Here is a 16,638-nt window from a genome sequence, read left to right as displayed (position 1 = left end):
GCCGCCCAATTGCTCACACCGGCACGTTTAAGGGCCGCGGATCAGCTTGAAATCGACGCGTTCTACCTTTGAACTACCGTGCCACGGAGCGGCACAGACAGGACTTGAACCTGCATTCGTCGATGTTCGTCCGCGCCCGGTCGATCCGGTGTTCGGCGGCGAATGCTGAGACTGGAGCGAGAGTCTGAGATTCAGGGGGTCTGCCTCTGCCTGCTTGGGCTACCCCGGCCGGTGGTTCCGGGGGGAGGACTCGAACCTCCACTGTGACCCCTGGTCAGCTTCAACGTCAGTGTCAGCTTTTCGCACCGTGCAGCGCATCCTTCCCGCCCGGCTCCCCGGACAGGGAATTCGACGCGCCCGGTGCACCCGCCCGGCTCCCCGGGCGGGCGATCGTGGGGCTACCGGAACAGGTAGCCGAAGACGGCGTCGCCCACCCTCTTGTCGGTGACCTCGACGGCGTTGGCCTCCTCGCGGGCGAACTTGACGGCCTGCTGGAGCTTCTCCACCCGCTCGGCGAGCTCGTTCACCCGGCGGGCCGGCAGTGCGCCGGAGAACTTGACCGTGGTCCAGTAGCCGACCGCGATGTCCTCGTAGTAGACCTCGACCTGGGCCGGGTGCTTCTCCGTGGCCTCGGCCTTGACGTGGTTGCGCGGCACCTTCTTGGTCCGGATGGTGCGCACCGGCTCGGTCTTCCAGGCGTCGGTGGACGGGTCGAGGTTCCAGGACTCGGAGGCGTCCAGCACCGGGAGCTTCTTCACGAAGGTGAAGAGGTCGGTGAGCTGCTTCTCCAGGAAGAGCAGGTACGGGACCGGCACCTGGGCGAGGAGCACCTGGCCGTCGACCACGACGTCGGCGCCGGCACCGATGTTGGCCCAGTCCTTGGTGGCCGTCACGTCGAACAGCCGGGTGAGGGTCTGCGCGGTGGACCGCAGGATGTCCTCGGCCTTCAGCTGCACCCGGGTCGACTCCGGCGGCAGCTGCTCGCCCTCCTCGTCCTTGGGCTGGTAGGTGCGGGAGATCCCGGCCAGCAGCGCGGGCTTCTGCAGGTCCTGGTGGGCCTGCGTCAGCTCCTGGAAGGACTTCGACTTGACGCCCTTTTCAACGGCGATGATCTGGTTCAGCTTTGCCACGTCCGGGACGCTATCAGGCCCTAACTGATCGGCGACACTCGATTATTGACCGGGTGGCAGTCCCGTCGGGCGGCGGAGAGTGACGGCGGGGTTCCGGGAAGAGGGTCTTCGCCGCCGGAGGGAGGCCCGCTCGGGCTGCGGGTCAGCGCCGTCGTCCGCGATCCGGCGCGGTTGGCGGTGCGGCATCCGGAGCTGACCGTGGTGCGGGCGAACGCGCTCGACCCGGGGGAGGTGGCGGGGGTGGTCGAAGGCGCGGACACGGTCCTGTCGGGCATCGGCCGGGCCGGTCGGCACGATCCGCTGCGGCCCGCCTCGGCCTCGGCACGGACATCGGGCGTGCGGGGCGCTGGTCCGGTCGGATGATGTCCGCCCCCGCCCGGCCCCGTGCGGGTGGCGGGGGAGCGGGGCGGCGGCGCTCGGCGGGTTAGGTTCGGACCCGTGACCGGCAACGACGTGGTTCTGGCGCTGGTGGTGGCCACCGCGCTGGCTTTCGACTTCACCAACGGGTTTCACGACACCGGCAACGCCATGGCGACCTCGATCGTCACCGGCGCGCTCCCCCCGCGTGTGGCGGTCGGCGTCTCGGCGGTGCTGAACCTGGTGGGCGCGTTCCTGTCGACCGCGGTCGCCGCCACGATCGCCGGCGGTCTGGTGCAGAGCCACGACGTGACGCTGACCGTGGTCATGGCCGGCCTGACCGGCAGCATCCTGTGGAACCTGACGACCTGGTACGTCGGGATCCCGTCGAGTTCCTCGCACGCGCTGATCGGCGGCGTGGTCGGGGCGACCATAGCGGCGGCCGGCACCTCCGCCGTGAAGTGGCAGGGCCTGGTCGACAAGGTGATCGTGCCGGCCGCGCTGTCGCCGTTCATCGCAGGCTCGGTCGCCGCGCTCGGCACCTACCTCGTCTACCGGGTCACCCGGAACGTCGCCGAGGGCCCGCGCACCCATGGCTTCCGGAGCGGGCAGGTCGGCTCGGCCTGCATGGTCTCGCTCGCCCACGGCACCAACGACGCGCAGAAGACCATGGGCGTCATCACACTGGCCCTGATCGCCAACGGAACGCTCAGCACCGGGGCGAAGTCCCCGACGTGGGTGATCGCCTCCTGCGCCACGGCCATCGCGCTGGGCACCTACATCGGCGGCTGGCGGGTCATCAGGGCACTGGGCAAGGGGCTGGTGGAGATCGAACCGCCGCAGGGGATGGCCGCCGAGTCGGCCTCGGCCGCGGTCATCCTCTGCTCCGCCGACTTCGGCTACTCGCTCTCCACCACCCACGTCGCCACCGGGTCGATCCTCGGATCGGGGGTCGGCAAGAAGGGCGCGGTCGTCCGGTGGAACCTCGCCCGCAGGATGGTGGTGGCCTGGGTGCTCACCCTCCCGGCCGCGGGGCTGGTCGGGGCGCTGGCCTACTGGGTCGCCAACGGGATCGGCGGAACCGCGGGCGTCGTGACCATCTTCGTCGTCCTGGTGCTGGCCTCGATCGCCTTCTTCCTCGCATCCCGCCACCCGGCCGTCACCCCGGAGAACGTCAACGCCGCGTGGACCGGCTCGGTCATCCCGGAGCCGGTGCCCGCCACCGACGAGGTGGCCCCGTGACCTCCTGGATCGACCTCGACGCGCTCTGGAAGATCATCGTGGTCGGATTCCTCGCCGGCGCCGGCCTTCCCGCGCTGTTCGCCATCGGTGTGCGCGCCCTCTACCCACCCGTCGGGATCGACGAGGCCGGGGTCTCCCGCCGCACCGCCGGGGCGCTCGGCTACTCCGTCGCCGCGGTGTGCTTCGCGGTGGTCCTCGCCGCGATCGGCTGGGGCATCTACATCATCGTCAACCACAGCTGAGCGCCCGGCCCGCGCCCGCCGGGCTTCCGCCCGTGCCGCGGGCTGTCGCGGGCTGTCGCGGGACCCGACGGGCCGCGTCGGGCCGCGAGGGCGGCGGTCAGTGATGGCCTTCGGCGGGCTCCTCGAGCGCGGCGCTCACCCCGGCGAGGTAGTCCTGCCACCGGTGTCCGGTGAGCTCGGGCACGCTGCGCACGAGGAGGTACGCGGCCAGGTAGCGTTCCACCGGCCGGACGTCGCAGATCGCGAGGAGCCGGTACAGGGCGTTGGTGCTGGTCCGGTAGATCAGGTAGTGGGTGCGGCTGAACAGCGTGCCGTCGGGGTCGAGGCGTGTCAGTGTCCGGTGGAAATCGCTGTAGCGGGTGCGCAGTTCGAAGTCCCAGCGCTCGGCGGTGGCCGGGTCGCCGAGGGCGGACGCGCGGGCCCGGTACTCCTCGCCGCGGCCGGAGAGGTCGGCCCCGGCCGCCAGCAGCTGCTCGGCCCGGTGCCAGGCCGTCGCCGACCAGCGCGCCCAGTCCCGCTCCCAGCCCCGGGTGCCCCCGGCCGCGACGCGGTGGACCAGCTCCGTGGCCGCGGGGCCGCCGCGCTCCCAGCGCCGGTCGAAGGCCGCGCGCACGCGGCCGTCGGGGTCCTCGTGGACGAGGAAGTCCTCCAGGTGGGAGAGGAAGGAGTAGTGCCCGCCGATCAGCCCGTCCGCGTGGGTGCTCGCGTGCGCGGCCAGCGCCGTGACCACCAGCTGCACCCGGGCCTGCGCGGTGTCGCCGTGCTCCCCGAGGAACTCGCAGGCCGACGCGATCGCGGGCAGCCCGTCGCGCATCAACTCATCGCGCAGCGCGGCCGGTTCGGCCCCGAGCAGGGCTTGCAGGTCGGCCGTCGCGGCCGGGTCGACGGGCACCACCCGGACGGTGTTGTCCGGCACCAGCGGGCCGTACGGCGGGGCGATCAGCTCGGCCCGGCCGGCGAGGGCGGCCTCGGCGAGCAGTTGCTCCGGGGTGCGGTCGGCGACCGACGGGTGCGCGGCGGCCCACGCCCGCAGCGCCTGGGCGGACTCCTCCGCCACGGCGGCCACCCGCTCGGCCGGCCCCTCCAGCCGCAGCCGCAGGTGCGGCCCGAACCGCCAGTGCCGTTCGACGTGCGCGCACAGCCCCTGCTCCGTCGCCCGCCGTGCCAGCGGCAGGACGGCCTCGCGCAGGGCGCGTGCCTTGCTGGGCTGGTAGTGGTAGAGGATCACGTCGCGGGCGGTCGGGGGCGTGGGGTGGACGGTCGGAGCGCTCACCGGTTCGTTCATGGGCTCGCTCATCGGGTGGCTCCTCGGTGCCGTACCGGCGGTACGGACGACACGGGGTGGGCAGGGGTACGGGCGGGGGCGGGCCGGGCCGGGCGGTAGGTCTCCAGGACGAGTTCGACCGTCCGCGTCGGTTCCGGCTGCCCGCCGATGAGGGGCAGGGCCTCCTCCAGCACGGCGCCGTCCGGGTGGCGGGCGAGCCAGCGGCCCAGGTGCCGGAGGTGGAGCGGGTTGCCGAGGTCGACGGGCTGGGGCTTGGGCGCTCGGAGCCGGTCGAGGAAGGCCTCGACGGACGGGGCGTTCTCGGCGGGCCGCGTCATGGGGTGGAGGAAGAGCTGCTCGGGCAGGCCGAGCAGGGCGCGCCAGCGGGCGACGGCGGCGACCGGGACGCCGTCCGGGCCGGGACCGGCGGCGGGGTCGGCAGTGGGGTCGGCGGCGAGGTCGGCCCGCAGGGCGTCGAGGACCTCGGCCGGGAGGTGCCAGCGGCGGCGGGCCAGGACGACGTGCCGGTGGCGCAGCCGCGGTGTGCGGGTGACGGTGCCGCCGGGAGCGGACAGGGTCGTGCGGGGCAGCAGGGACGGGAAGGCGACGATGCCGTTCGGGTGGTCGGAGACGAGGGGCGCCAGCCGCTGCGGCAGCATGATCGGGGAGAGGAAGCCCAGGTACAGGACGTCGAGGTACTCGCCGGTGGAGCGCAGCCGGAGCCGGAGCTGGTCGCTGTCGACGTCGTGGACCAGGTCGAGGTCGGCCTCGGCGAGGGTGGACCACCGGTGGTCGGGCCCGATCTCCTCGGCGAGCAGGAGCGGGTGCAGGTTGGCGTTGAAGCCGCCCACCGGGCGGACCTGGGCGGCGCGCGCACCTTCGCCGAGCCCGGTGCGGATCTGCCGGGCGACCTCGGCCGCGGCCTGTGGCGCGGTGGCGTCGAGGAACCGGCTGGTGAACCGGCCCCAGCCGGAGTAGACGTGGTTGACGCACAACAGGCCCTCGGTGGGCGCATGTTGGACGAACCAGGAGTAGCTGAGTGGCCGGGCCGCCGTCCAGTCGGGCAGCCGGGCGGCCAGGGCGCGCACCTGGTCGGCCGGCAGCACGACCTCCCCGTCCGTCTCGGGAAGGTCGACGAACTCCCTTCGCAGTGAGGCGATTTCGTCGGGGACGGGAACATCGGTCCAGGCGTTGTCGACGTCGGTGCCGAATTCCCACGGCGTGGAACAGACGCCGCCGACGCCGTACCGGGCGACGAAGCGGTCCCGGGCCGTCGGGCGGGTCAGGTGGCCATGGTCGAACAGCTCGGCCAGCGCGGTGAGTTCGCCGAGCGCGGCCCGGTCCGCGGCGCTCGGTCGGGGGTGCGGCGGGGCGGGCGCGTGGACGTCCTCGGTGAGTACGGTGAGCGGCGCGGCCCCGTCGGGCAGGGGGCGGCCGGCCTCGGCGAGCAATCGGCGCCAGGCGGCGGCCAGTTCGGCGAGCAGACCCGGTCGGCGCTCGGCGGGCGCGGACGCGTACGCCGCCGTGTCGTCGGCGAGCCGGCGGAGGCCGCGGACCAGCCCGGCGTCCTCGGGCCAGGTCCGGAGCCAGACGGCGAGCTGTTCCAGCGGATCGGCGCTCTGCGGGCCGACCGGTTCGGTGGGCACCAGCAGCCCGGCGTCGAGGAGTTGTTCGACGAACCGCCGTACCGCCGGGTCGCCGCAGGGGCGTCCGAGGGCCTCGGCGAGCCGTGCGGCGAGCCGGTCCGGCGGGTCGGGCGTCTCGGCGAGGGCGGCGAGCAGGGCCAGCTCCGGCCGGGCGCCGACTTCCACCTCCTCCTCGCGCGTGGCGAGTTGGCGGCCCCCGACGAACTCCACCCGGGTGCGACGGTAGTGGGCCCGTCCGGCGTCGACGCGGGCGGCGCTGGTCATCCGGTGCGGCAGGCTCCGGACCCGCCGGGGTTCGTCGAGCAGGGCCAGGACGAGCGCGCCGACCAGGGTCCGGTTGACGCGGACGACCGCGCGCGGAGCCGTCCCCGCGGTGCCCGGGAGCGGGTAGTCCGAGGCCCAGCCGACCGCGGTGAACCAGGACAGCGGGCTGGTCTTGCCGGTCGCCCGCAGCGCGTGGCGCAGGATGCCGGCCTCCTCCTTGCGGGCCCGGCCCGACCGCTCCGCGCCCGCGTCCGACGCGCTGACCACCGCGCGCAGCAGGTCGGCGCTGCCCAGCGCGACGGCGCGGCGGAACGCGGGCTCCCGGCACACCTCGGCGAGCGCGGCCCGTTCCGCCGAGAGCGCCGGCGGCACGGCCGCCGCGAGTTCGGCCAGCAGCCGGGCGCGCCGCTCCCGCAGTTCCAGCCACCGCGCGAGCCGGGGGAGCCGGGCGGGCAGGTCGCCGAGCCGGTCGAGCCGCGCGGCGCGTGGTGTGCGTCCGTTGTGCAGGTCCCGGCGCAGCGGCAGGACGACCCGCCGGTGGAACTCCTCGTCGTGTCCGGACCGGCTGGCGTACAGGTCGTCGCCGAGTACGGGGCGGAGGGCGGCGTCGGCGGCCTCCACGTCGGTGAGCCGCGCCAGCAGGTCCCGTGCGAGAGCGGAGGGGGCGGACTGCGCGGCCCGGGCGAGCACGGCGGCGCGCACCAGCGCGTAGGCCGCGGCGTACGCCGGGGCCGGTGGCACGGGGGCCGGCGGCACGGGCGCGGACGCGGCCCCGGACGGAGCCGGGGAGGGGGCCCGGGACGGGGCACGGTTGGGCACGGCGGGCGACCTCCGGTGAGCAGACGGGGCAGCGGGGGAACCCGGCGCGTTCCGGCGCGTTCGCATCGGAACGCGCCGGGTTCCGTGGTGCTTCAGTACCGTTCGGCAGGGCTTGTCAAGGCTGGTCAGGCTTGGTGCGGATCGGTGGGCGGTCCTCAGAACTGCGTCGTCGGCGGGTGCACGATGCTGGAGTTGGAGGACGAGTTGCAGGAGGTGGCGTTGGTGGACGCGCCGCCCTCCGGAAGCGCGATGCTGTCACGCAGCGCGGTGATGGTCAGCTCGCCCAGGTCGAGGTCGAGGTCGTCGAGCACGAGGGCGTCCTGCGGGTGGTCGGACATGGAGGTCTCCCGAAGAGTGTCGAAGTCGAAGGGGTCGACCTGGTGGATCGTCGGACCAGGTCGGTGCCGAACGTGGGCTGGATGCGCGACGACGGCCCATGACAGGAACACGATCCCCAGGAGCCGCCGTCCGCCGGCGGTGCGGCGGCACCGCGCAGAGCGCGGAAGTGCGACGTGCGTGCTCGAGCGGACGAGCGTGCTCAAGCGGGATGGTGCGGATGTGCCTGGTCCCCCGTGGGCGCACGGCGCGGATCGGATCGATACCGGCTGGGCGCCACCGCTTCGCCGAGTCTAGGTCGCGGTCCGCTCCACCGAGAGAGCGCCCCGGTCACATTGGCCGGTAATCCGCTTCGCCCGGTGGCGTCGGCCGGACCCCGTCCGGGCTCCGCGGTGCCCGGTTCGCCCACATGCGTACGTCCTTGAAACATCGGCGGGTTCGGCTTGCGCGGCGTCGGTGGAGCGGTACGGCCGGGGGAGTGGTTCGCCTCCGTCCTTGCTGCAAGGAGGGCGGTTCCACGCCCCTGCGGCTGCCGACAGATCCTTCACTCCGCCTTCACGCCTCCCGTCCTGTCCGCGCCGCTCGCGGTCTCCGTGCCTCGGTGGAGCGGAGCCAGCGGGATCCGGCCAGCCCCTCGCATCCGCCGGCGGGCGCCCTCGCTCGCCGGGGTCGCGCCGGGCGCGGGAGGCGGCACCCCGGAAGGGACGGCGAGGCCACCCCTGGCGCAGCGCACGAAGGGTGGTGGCCGGGGAGGAGGTTCTGCCCCGGCCACCACCCTGCGGCCCGTCCGGGCCGGTTCGGGGTCAGCCCGTCGTCCCGCCCGCCTCGACCAGGATGGGCAGCAGCCAGCCCAGGTCGGTCACGGTCGGATCGGTGGTGGGGGAGGGGAGGAAGTCGGCGGTGAGGGAGGGAAGGAGGGAGGAGACGGCGGACGGCCAGGTTCCGCCGCCGTTCTGGAGGTACGGGTCGCCGTCGTGCGGGCCGTGGCCGTGGCCGGGCTTGTGGTGGTGGCACTTGTCCTTCTCGCACGGTGGTTCGCAGCGGGCGAGAGCGGAGGACGGCGCGGTGGTCACGGGTGCGGTCCCCGGCGGGGAGTCCGGCGGCAGGTAGGAGGCGCTGACCGTGTTGACGGTGTCCTCGCTGATCAGGCTGGAGCAGTGGAACGTCTTCGTCTGCCCCGCCGCCAGGTCGAACGTTCCCGCCGCCACCACGCAGGCCGGCTCCTGGGAGTCGTCGAGGGTGATGCCGGTCAGGTCCACGGTGCCGGTGTTGGTGACCGTGATCCGCCAGAAGGCCCGGCACTTGTCCGGAGCGCAGAGTTCCGCGGGTGCGTTCCCTCTGTGCAGGGTGGCCTCCTTGCCCCACGGTCCGGCTCCGCCCGCGCCGCAGTCGGCGGCGTCGTCGGACTGGCAGACCTCCTTGTTGATCGTCAGCATCGGTGTGCACTGGGTGCCCGGGGTCACCTGGAGGGTGACGGCGGTGGAGGTGACGGGTGGCTGGCCGTTGGTGACGGCGGACGCCTGGTTGGTGACGGAGGTGACGGAGCAGTCGAATGGGTCTGGAGGTCGATGCAGCCGACGCCGATCAGCCCGAGCGTGACCCGGCTGATCGCGGCGTAGTAGAGCTTCGAGCCGAGCAGGACGTAGGTCGGGGTGCGGGTGCTGCCGAGGTCACCGGTGGTCGCCCCGGCGACCGAGGAGTTCAGCGCCTGGGGCCAGTCGGCGGGGGCTCCGCTCGGGGTCGGACAGGGGCCGTTGGTGAGCTGGTCGGTGCAGACCACGCTGGCCGTGTTGGAGAACCCGTGGTGGTAGATGTTCCAGATCTCGGGGGTGGGGACGCCGTTGACGGTGGCGGTGTAGAGGACGGGGTGAAGCCGTCGCCACCGGTGGCGGTGTTGATCGGGGTGAACGGCGGGGGGATCTGTGTGGGGTCTTCCGGTGCGGGGAATCCCATTCCGGTGTTCACATGGTGGGCAGTTGGAAAGTGGAGTTTTGACATTCCGCTTAAGTTCATACAGTCTTCTCGGCATGTCTGACCGTCACCCGATCGAGTGCGCCGCCATTGAGCTGGCGCTGATCGGCGTGGCCGTGCACTGCGTTTCCGACAATCACTGTCGCTGAATCCGCCTGCCCCGACGCGTTTTGCGGTGATCGCCGCATCGGGGCGTCGCCCCTCCCCGCGGGCGCGGTGCCGCTCATTCTTTCCCAGGCCTCACTGTCGCCCGCCTTCCTCCGTACACCATCGGTAGCGAAAGGCTCCCTTTCCGATGTCTCGAACCACCTTCACCCCTCGCCGCCTCGCCACGGCGACCGTCACCGTCGCGCTCGTCGTCGGACTGGCGGCGTGCGGACCGAAGGCCGATGGCGGTGGTGGCACCGGCAAGGATGCCGCGCCGCAGCAGGGCGGCACCCTCACCGTCCTCAACCAGAACCCGCAGGAGCAGTTCGACCCCGCACGGCTCTACACCTCCGGCGGCGGCAACGTGCCCTCGCTCGTCTTCCGCACCCTCACCACCCGCAACCGGGCCGACGGCGCGGCCGGCACCAAGGTCGTCCCCGACCTCGCCACCGACACCGGCACCCCCTCGGAGGGCGCCACCGTCTGGACGTACCACCTCAAGGACGGCCTGAAGTTCGAGGACGGCTCGCCGATCACCACCGCCGACGTCAAGTACGGCATCGAAAGGTCATTCGCCCCCGAACTCTCCGGTGGCGCACCGTTCCTGCGGGACTGGCTGGTCGGCGCCGCCGACTACCAGGGCCCGTACAAGGACGGCCGCACCCTGGACGCCATCGAGACGCCGGACGAGAAGACCATCGTCTTCCACCTCAACAAGCCCGAGGGCGACTTCCCGTACCTGGCCACCCAGACGCAGTTCGCCCCCGTGCCGAAGGCCAAGGACACCGGGACGAAGTACCAGGACCACCCCGTCTCCTCCGGCCCCTACCAGGTCGTCAAGAACGAGAACGACGGCGCGCACCTCGTCCTCAAGCGCAACCCCAACTGGTCGGCGGCGACGGACGACCAGCGCAAGGCGTACCCCGACACCGTCGACGTGCAGTCCGGCCTCGACCCGGCGGTGATCAACCAGCGCCTCAGCGCCGGCACCGGCGCCGACGCGGCCGCCGTCACCACCGACACCAACCTCGGCCCCTCCGAACTCGCCCAGGTGAAGGACGACAAGGCCCTCGCCGCCCGCGTCGGCACCGGCCACTTCGGCTACGTCAACTACCTGGCGTTCAACCCCAAGGTCAAGCCCTTCGACAACCCCAAGGTCCGGCAGGCCGTCGCCTACGCGATCAACCGCACCTCGGTCGTCAACGCGGCCGGCGGCTCCTCGCTCGCCGAGGCCGCCACCACCTACCTGCCCAACCAGGAGACCTTCGGCTACACGCCGTCCGACCCGTTCCCGGCCGGTGCCACCGGCAATCCGGAGAAGGCCAAGGAGCTGCTGAAGGAGGCCGGTTACCCGGACGGCCTGACCATCACGCTCACCCACTCCAGCGCCGTGGGCAAGGGCTACGGCCCGGACCTGGCCACCGCCGTCCAGGACGGCCTGAAGGCGGCCGGGATCACCGTCCAGCTGGAGGCCCTGGACTCCACCCGGTACTCCAAGACGATCCACACCGTCAGCACCGAGCCCGGCCTCTTCCTCTCCGGCTGGGGCGCCGACTGGCCGTCCGGCGGCCCGTTCCTCGCGCCGATCTTCGACGGCCGGCAGATCGTCACCGACGGCTACAACTTCAACTCCGCGCAGCTGGACGACCCGTCGGTGAACGACGAGATCGACCGGATCAACAAGATCACCGACCACGCCGAGGCCGCCAAGCGCTGGGGCGCCCTGGACCAGCGGATCGGCGAGCAGGCCCTCACCGTCCCGCTGTTCCACCCGGTCTACAAGCGGCTCTCCGGCAAGGACGTCCGCAACATCGTGATCAGCGACTGGACCGGCGTGCTCGACATCTCCCAGGTCGCGGTCAAGTAGCGGGCGGGAACGAACGGATCGGTCAGACAACCATGGCTCCACAGGAACCCAGCGCCGGGGAGGCCCCCGCGGCCTCCCCGGCCGCCGGGGGACGGCAGGTGTGGCGGCGGCTGCTCGCGCGGCGCGCCGCCCTCGCCGCCGGCCTCGTCATCGTCCTGCTCGCCCTCGTCGCGATGGCGGCACCGCTGCTCAGCGCGCTCGAAGGCCAGGACCCCACCAGCTACCACAACGACCTGCTCGACTCGGCGGCCGGCGGAGTGCCCAACGGCTCCTTCGGCGGCGTCAGCGCCGAGCACTGGCTGGGCGTCGAACCGGGCACCGGGCGCGACGTGTTCGCCCGGCTCGTCCACGGCGCCCGGATCTCGCTGCTCGTCGCCGTCGGCGCCACCCTCGTCCAGGTCGCCATCGGCGTCCTGCTCGGCCTCGCCGCGGGCCTCGGCAACCGGCTGCTCGACCAGGTGATCGGCAACACCACCGAGGTCATGCTCGCGCTGCCCTCGCTCGTCTTCGCCATCTCGCTGATGGCGGTGGTGCCCTCCGACTTCCCCCGCCCGCTCCTGCTGACCCTGGTCATCGGGCTGCTGGGCTGGGCCGGCACCTCACGGGTGGTCCGGGCGCAGACGCTCAGCCTCCGGCAGCTCGACTACGTGGCCGCGGCCCGGCTCGCCGGCGCCACCCGCTGGCGCATCGCGCGCCGGGAACTGCTGCCCTCCCTGGCCGCGCCGGTCATCACCTACGCGGCGGTGCTGCTGCCGTCCAACGTGATCGCCGAGGCCGGGCTCTCCTTCCTCGGCGTGGGCGTCAAGCCGCCCACCTCCTCGTGGGGCCAGATGCTCTCCGGGGCGACCACCTGGTTCCGCGCGGACCCGATGTACGTGCTGCTCCCGTCCGCGCTGCTGTTCGCCACCGTGCTCGCCTTCACCGTGCTCGGCGACGCCGTCCGCACCGAGCTCGACCCCCGCGCGGCCTCCCGGCTGCGGGTCGGCACGGCGCGCGGCACCGGCGGTGCGGCAACCGCGGCTCCTTCGACCGCCGGCTCTTCGAGTGCCGCTGAGGAGGCCACGGCATGACCCGCTTCCTGCTCCGCAAGGCCGTCGGCATGCTCGGCGTCCTGCTCGCCCTCTCCCTGATCGTCTACGCGGTCTTCTACATCGCCCCCGGCGACCCCGCCCAGCTGGCCTGCGGCGAGAAGTGCAGCCCCGCCCAGGTCGCCCAGGTGCGCGAACGGCTCGGCCTCGACGCCCCCGTCTACCTCCAGTACGCCCACTTCCTCCAGGGCATCGTCGCCGGCCGCGACTTCAGCGCCGGCACGGGCCTGCTGCACTGCCCGGCGCCCTGCCTGGGCGTCTCCTACCGCAGTGGCGAGCAGGTCACCGACATGATCACCGCCCGGCTCCCGGTGACGGCCTCGCTCGCGCTCGGCGCGATGGTGCTCTGGCTGATCCTCGGGGTCGGCACCGGGCTGGTCTCCGCGCTGCGCCGGGGCCGGCTCAGCGAGCGGCTGCTGACCGGGCTGACACTGGCCGGCAGCTCCATCCCGGTCTTCGTCATCGGCCTGGTGCTGCTCATCGTCCTGTGCGCCCAGTTCCAGTGGCTGCCGTTCCCGAGCTACGTGCCGCTCACCGAGGACCCCCAGCAGTGGTTCTGGGGCCTGTTGCTGCCCTGGGTCTCGCTCGCCCTGATCGAGTCCGCCAAGTACGCCCGGCTGACCCGCTCCTCCATGCTGGAGACCCTCGCCGACGACCACATCCGCACCTTCCGGGCGTACGGCGTCAGCGAGCGGCGCCTGGTCACCAGGCACGCGCTGCGCGGCGCGCTCACCCCGGTGATCGCGCTCACCGCCATCGACCTCGGGACGATGTTCGGGTCCGCGGTGCTGACCGAGTCGCTCTTCGGCCTCCCGGGGCTCGGCAAGCTGCTGGTCACCTCGGTCGGCCTGATCGACCTGCCGACCGTCGTCGGGCTCACCCTCGTCACCGGGTTCTGCGTGGTCCTCGCCAACGTCATCGCGGACGTGCTCTACGCGGTGGCCGACCGAAGGGTGGTCCTGACGTGAGCGCCGAACCGCTGAAGGCCGAGCCGCTCAAGGCGGAGCCGCTCAGGGCGGAGCCGCTCAGGGCAGTGCCAGTGAAGGCCGAACCCCTGGTCGCCGTCCGGGACCTGGTCGTGGACTTCCCCGTCGGAGACGGCCACGTCCGCGCCGTCGACGGCGTGGGCTTCACCCTGGAGGCCGGGCAGGCGCTCGGCATCGTCGGCGAGTCCGGCTCGGGCAAGAGCACCGTCGCGTACGGGCTGCTCGGCCTGCACCGCGGGACCGGCGCCCGGATCGGCGGCTCCGTCCGGGTCGCCGGCGTCGACGCCGTCACCGCCGAGGGCGCCGAACTCCGGCGCCTGCGCGGCGGACTGGCCGCCATGGTGTTCCAGGACCCGCTCTCCGCGCTCGACCCGTACTACGCGGTGGGCGACCAGATCGCCGAGGTGGTGCGGGTCCACCGGGCCGTCTCCCGCCGGGCCGCCAGGGAGCGGGCCGTCGAGGTGCTCGACCGCGTCGGCATCCCCGACGCGGCACGGCGCTCGCGGTCGCGGCCGCACGAGTTCAGCGGCGGCATGCGCCAGCGGGTGCTGATCGCGATGGCCCTGGCCTGCGAGCCGCGGCTGCTGGTGGCCGACGAGCCGACGACCGCGCTGGACGTCACCGTCCAGGCCCAGATCCTCGACCTGCTGCACGAGTTGCGCGCGGAGACCGGGGCCGGACTGGTGCTGGTGACCCACGACCTGGGCGTGGTCGCCGGGAGCGTGGACCGGGTGCTGGTGATGAAGGACGGCCGGGCGGTGGAACACGGCCCGGTCACCCAGGTGCTGGGCGCTCCGCGCGAGCCGTACACCCGCGCGCTGCTGTCGGCGGTGCCCCGGGTCGACGCACCCGGCACTCCGGACGTCCAGAGCGCTCCGGCGGCTTCGCCCGGGGGAGACGTCCTGCTCGAAGCCACCGACCTGCGACGGGAGTTCGCCACCCGGGGCGGCCTCACCCGGCGCGCCGCCCCCGTCGCCGCCGTGGACGGCGTCTCGCTCACCGTGCGGGCCGGCGAGACGCTGGGCATCGTCGGCGAGTCCGGCTCCGGGAAGACCACGCTCGGACGGATGCTCGTCCGGCTGCTGGAGCCGACCGGCGGCCGGCTCCACTACCGCGGCCGCGACATCGGCGCGCTCGGGGAGAAGGAACTGCGCCCGCTCCGGCGGGAACTGCAGATGGTCTTCCAGGACCCGGTGTCCTCGCTCAACCCGCGCCGCTCCATCGGGGAGTCCGTCGCCGACCCGCTGCGCATCGCCGGCGAGAGCGACGAGCGCCGCATCCGCGCCCGGGTCGGCGAACTGCTCGAACGCGTGGGGCTCGACCCCGACTGGTACCACCGCTATCCGCACGAGTTCTCCGGCGGGCAGCGGCAGCGGGTCGGCATCGCCCGGGCGCTCGCACCCCAGCCGCGACTGATCGTCTGCGACGAACCGGTCTCCGCGCTGGACGTCACCACCCAGGCCCAAGTGGTCGAGTTGCTAGGCGAGTTGCAGCGCGACCTCGGTCTCGCCCTGGTCTTCATCGCCCACGACCTCGCCGTGGTCCGGCAGGTGAGCGACCGCGTCGCCGTCATGCGGGCCGGGCGGATCGTGGAGCAGGGCGACGCCGACACGGTGTACGACTCGCCGCAGCACGCCTACACCAAGGGCCTGTTGGCCGCCGTACCCGTTCTCGACCCGGCCGAGGCGACCGCCCGGCGCCACGCCCGCCTGGCCTCCGCCACCGCCTGACCGACCCAGGCGCCCCGGCCCGGCCCGCACCCCACGGGGTGCGGGCCGGCGGCGTTGGTGCCGGACATCCACGGTGGTACGGATGCCGGGCCGCTTCCGGCCCGGAGGGGCGCGGCCGGGGCCGCACCGGCCGGCCGTGGAGAATCACCCCATGCGTATCCTGATCGTCACCACCGGCTCCCGCGGGGACGTCGCGCCGTTCACAGGTCTGGGCCGACGTCTGGTGGACGCCGGGCACCGGGTCGCCGTGGTCGCCCATCCGACCTTCACGACGCTGATCGAGTCCTGCGGCCTGGAGTACCGGCCGCTGCCGGGGGACCCGGAGGAGCTCATCCGCGCCAGGGCCCGCGCCACGTCCCCGGAGGAGACCCGCGCGCTGACGACCGCGTTCGTGGACGGGCTCGCCGACGGTGTGGCGGACGCCGTGGCGGGCGGCGCCGACCTGCTGCTCACCGCCTTCGCCCCGTCGCCGCTCAGCCGGACGGCGGGCGAGGCCCACGGCGTGCCCGTCCTCGGCACCTACCTCACGCCCGCCTTCGCCACCACGGAGTTCCCGCTGCCCGGCCCGGCCGGCAGCGGGGACCTGGGGCCGGCGGGCAACCTCGCCGCCGGCCGGGAGCGGCTCCGGAGCGCGGAGCGGCTGTTCTCGGGTGCCGTGGCCCGGATGCGTGAGCGCCTCGGCCTTCCCGGGACGACGTCGCCGCCACCGCTCGGGCACACCCGTCCGGTCGTCCACGGCTACAGCCCGCTGCTGCTGCCGCGCCCGGCGGACTGGCCGGCCCTGGTCGAGGTGGCGGGCTTCTGGTGGCCCGCCCGGCCGCTGGACTGGCGGCCCCCGGCCGAGCTGGTCGACTTCCTCCAGGCCGGTCCGGCCCCGGTCTTCATCGGCTTCGGCAGCATGGCGCCGGGGGAGGGCGCGCGGCTGGGCGAGCTGGTGACGGCGGCGGTGCGGCAGGCGGGTGTGCGCGCGGTGGTCCAGGCGGGCTGGGCGGGGCTGGAGGCGGCGGGTGACGGCGTCCTCTCGGTCGGCGACCTGCCCCATGACTGGCTGTTCCCCCGCATGGCCGCCGTCGTCCACCATGCCGGAGCGGGTACCACCGGCGCCGCGCTACGCGCCGGGGTTCCCGCCGTACCGGTGCCCGTCATGGTCGACCAGCCGTTCTGGGCGGCACGGTTGCACCGGCTGGGAGTGGCCCCGGAGCCCGTGCCGTTCGGGGAATTGACGGCCGAGCGCCTCGCCGCCGCGATCACGGCCGCTCTGGCCGGGCCGGTCCGCCGCCGGGCGGCTGATGTCGCCGGGCTGATGGCGGGCGAGGACGGCGCCGGTGCCGTCCTCGCCCGCATCGCCCGCGTCGTCGAGGACCCCGGCCGCTGAGTCCCGCCGCCCGAGGACGGCCCGGACCAGGGCAGGGGCGAGGAGGCGACGGCCCCGGCACGGCGCGGAGCCCGCCGGCGGGACGGCCCGGTGAGGGACGGGCCCCCCCGCCGCCGCCCCGCACAAACCAAAAAAATAAAAAAAAAACACAACCAAACAAAAAAAAAAAGAATA

14 protein-coding genes and 1 tRNA gene are annotated in these 16,638 nt (G+C 73.4%); 8 read left to right on the top strand and 7 right to left on the bottom strand.

What is annotated here, in order from left to right; genetic code table 11:
• Positions 1-232: 232 nt before the first annotated feature.
• Together ACFWP2_RS23360 and ACFWP2_RS23355 are read right to left on the bottom strand one after the other, a co-directional pair.
• A tRNA-OTHER gene (locus ACFWP2_RS23360) sits at positions 233-340 on the bottom strand.
• Positions 341-398: 58 nt separating this feature from the next.
• Positions 399-1,130 carry a hypothetical protein gene (locus tag ACFWP2_RS23355; RefSeq protein ID WP_380454422.1) on the bottom strand — a complete coding sequence of 244 codons (732 nt, stop codon included), beginning with the start codon at positions 1,128-1,130 and terminating at the stop codon, positions 399-401.
• Between the two features lie 45 nt (positions 1,131-1,175).
• Here ACFWP2_RS23355 and ACFWP2_RS23350 point away from each other — a divergent pair, with 45 nt between their 5' ends.
• The 3 genes from ACFWP2_RS23350 (at position 1,176) to ACFWP2_RS23340 (ending at position 2,971) form a co-directional block, all read left to right on the top strand.
• Entirely contained in the window at positions 1,176-1,493 is a 318-nt protein-coding gene (locus tag ACFWP2_RS23350; RefSeq protein WP_380454420.1) for an NAD(P)H-binding protein, read from the top strand.
• Between the two features lie 75 nt (positions 1,494-1,568).
• A complete protein-coding gene (locus ACFWP2_RS23345) occupies positions 1,569-2,729 on the top strand; it encodes an anion permease (protein WP_380454418.1) in 1,161 nt (386 codons plus the stop codon).
• Positions 2,726-2,971 carry a hypothetical protein gene (locus tag ACFWP2_RS23340; RefSeq protein ID WP_380454416.1) on the top strand — a complete coding sequence of 82 codons (246 nt, stop codon included), beginning with the start codon at positions 2,726-2,728 and terminating at the stop codon, positions 2,969-2,971. Before ACFWP2_RS23345 ends, ACFWP2_RS23340 begins: the two co-directional genes overlap by 4 nt.
• Before the next feature lie 97 nt (positions 2,972-3,068).
• Here the strand turns inward: ACFWP2_RS23340 and ACFWP2_RS23335 are convergent, their stop codons facing one another.
• From ACFWP2_RS23335 to ACFWP2_RS23315, 5 genes are all read right to left on the bottom strand, one after another.
• Entirely contained in the window at positions 3,069-4,268 is a 1,200-nt protein-coding gene (locus ACFWP2_RS23335) for a lantibiotic dehydratase C-terminal domain-containing protein (protein WP_380454413.1), read from the bottom strand.
• Positions 4,265-6,886 (bottom strand): lantibiotic dehydratase, encoded by a 2,622-nt coding sequence (locus tag ACFWP2_RS23330; RefSeq protein ID WP_380454411.1) that lies wholly within the window; start codon positions 6,884-6,886, stop codon positions 4,265-4,267. The genes ACFWP2_RS23335 and ACFWP2_RS23330 overlap by 4 nt, the downstream gene beginning before the upstream one ends.
• Before the next feature lie 233 nt (positions 6,887-7,119).
• On the bottom strand, positions 7,120-7,302 hold the full coding sequence (locus ACFWP2_RS23325) for a thiazolylpeptide-type bacteriocin (RefSeq protein WP_380454409.1): 183 nt from the start codon (positions 7,300-7,302) through the stop codon (positions 7,120-7,122).
• Between the two features lie 801 nt (positions 7,303-8,103).
• Positions 8,104-8,736, bottom strand: a complete 633-nt coding sequence (locus ACFWP2_RS23320; protein WP_380454406.1) for a hypothetical protein — start codon at positions 8,734-8,736, stop codon at positions 8,104-8,106.
• A 23-nt stretch (positions 8,737-8,759) separates the two neighbouring features.
• On the bottom strand, positions 8,760-9,080 hold the full coding sequence (locus tag ACFWP2_RS23315) for a hypothetical protein (protein WP_380454404.1): 321 nt from the start codon (positions 9,078-9,080) through the stop codon (positions 8,760-8,762).
• 486 nt (positions 9,081-9,566) lie between these two features.
• Here ACFWP2_RS23315 and ACFWP2_RS23310 point away from each other — a divergent pair, with 486 nt between their 5' ends.
• The 5 genes from ACFWP2_RS23310 to ACFWP2_RS23290 all read left to right on the top strand — a co-directional run bounded on the left by ACFWP2_RS23310 (position 9,567) and on the right by ACFWP2_RS23290 (position 16,464).
• Complete coding sequence (locus ACFWP2_RS23310; RefSeq protein WP_380454402.1) at positions 9,567-11,285, top strand: ABC transporter substrate-binding protein; 1,719 nt, start codon at positions 9,567-9,569, stop codon at positions 11,283-11,285.
• Between the two features lie 32 nt (positions 11,286-11,317).
• Positions 11,318-12,355 (top strand): ABC transporter permease, encoded by a 1,038-nt coding sequence (locus tag ACFWP2_RS23305; protein WP_380454400.1) that lies wholly within the window; start codon positions 11,318-11,320, stop codon positions 12,353-12,355.
• On the top strand, positions 12,352-13,341 hold the full coding sequence (locus tag ACFWP2_RS23300) for an ABC transporter permease (RefSeq protein ID WP_380454398.1): 990 nt from the start codon (positions 12,352-12,354) through the stop codon (positions 13,339-13,341). The genes ACFWP2_RS23305 and ACFWP2_RS23300 overlap by 4 nt, the downstream gene beginning before the upstream one ends.
• 65 nt (positions 13,342-13,406) lie before the next feature.
• On the top strand, positions 13,407-15,089 hold the full coding sequence (locus ACFWP2_RS23295; RefSeq protein ID WP_380454596.1) for an ABC transporter ATP-binding protein: 1,683 nt from the start codon (positions 13,407-13,409) through the stop codon (positions 15,087-15,089).
• Between the two features lie 151 nt (positions 15,090-15,240).
• Entirely contained in the window at positions 15,241-16,464 is a 1,224-nt protein-coding gene (locus ACFWP2_RS23290; RefSeq protein WP_380454396.1) for a glycosyltransferase, read from the top strand.
• Positions 16,465-16,638 lie beyond the last annotated feature (174 nt).

It is taken from the genome of Kitasatospora sp. NPDC058444 (genome assembly GCF_042721415.1).
In the GTDB taxonomy this organism is placed as follows: domain Bacteria; phylum Actinomycetota; class Actinomycetes; order Streptomycetales; family Streptomycetaceae; genus Kitasatospora.
This window is presented reverse-complemented; position numbering and strand designations above follow the sequence as displayed.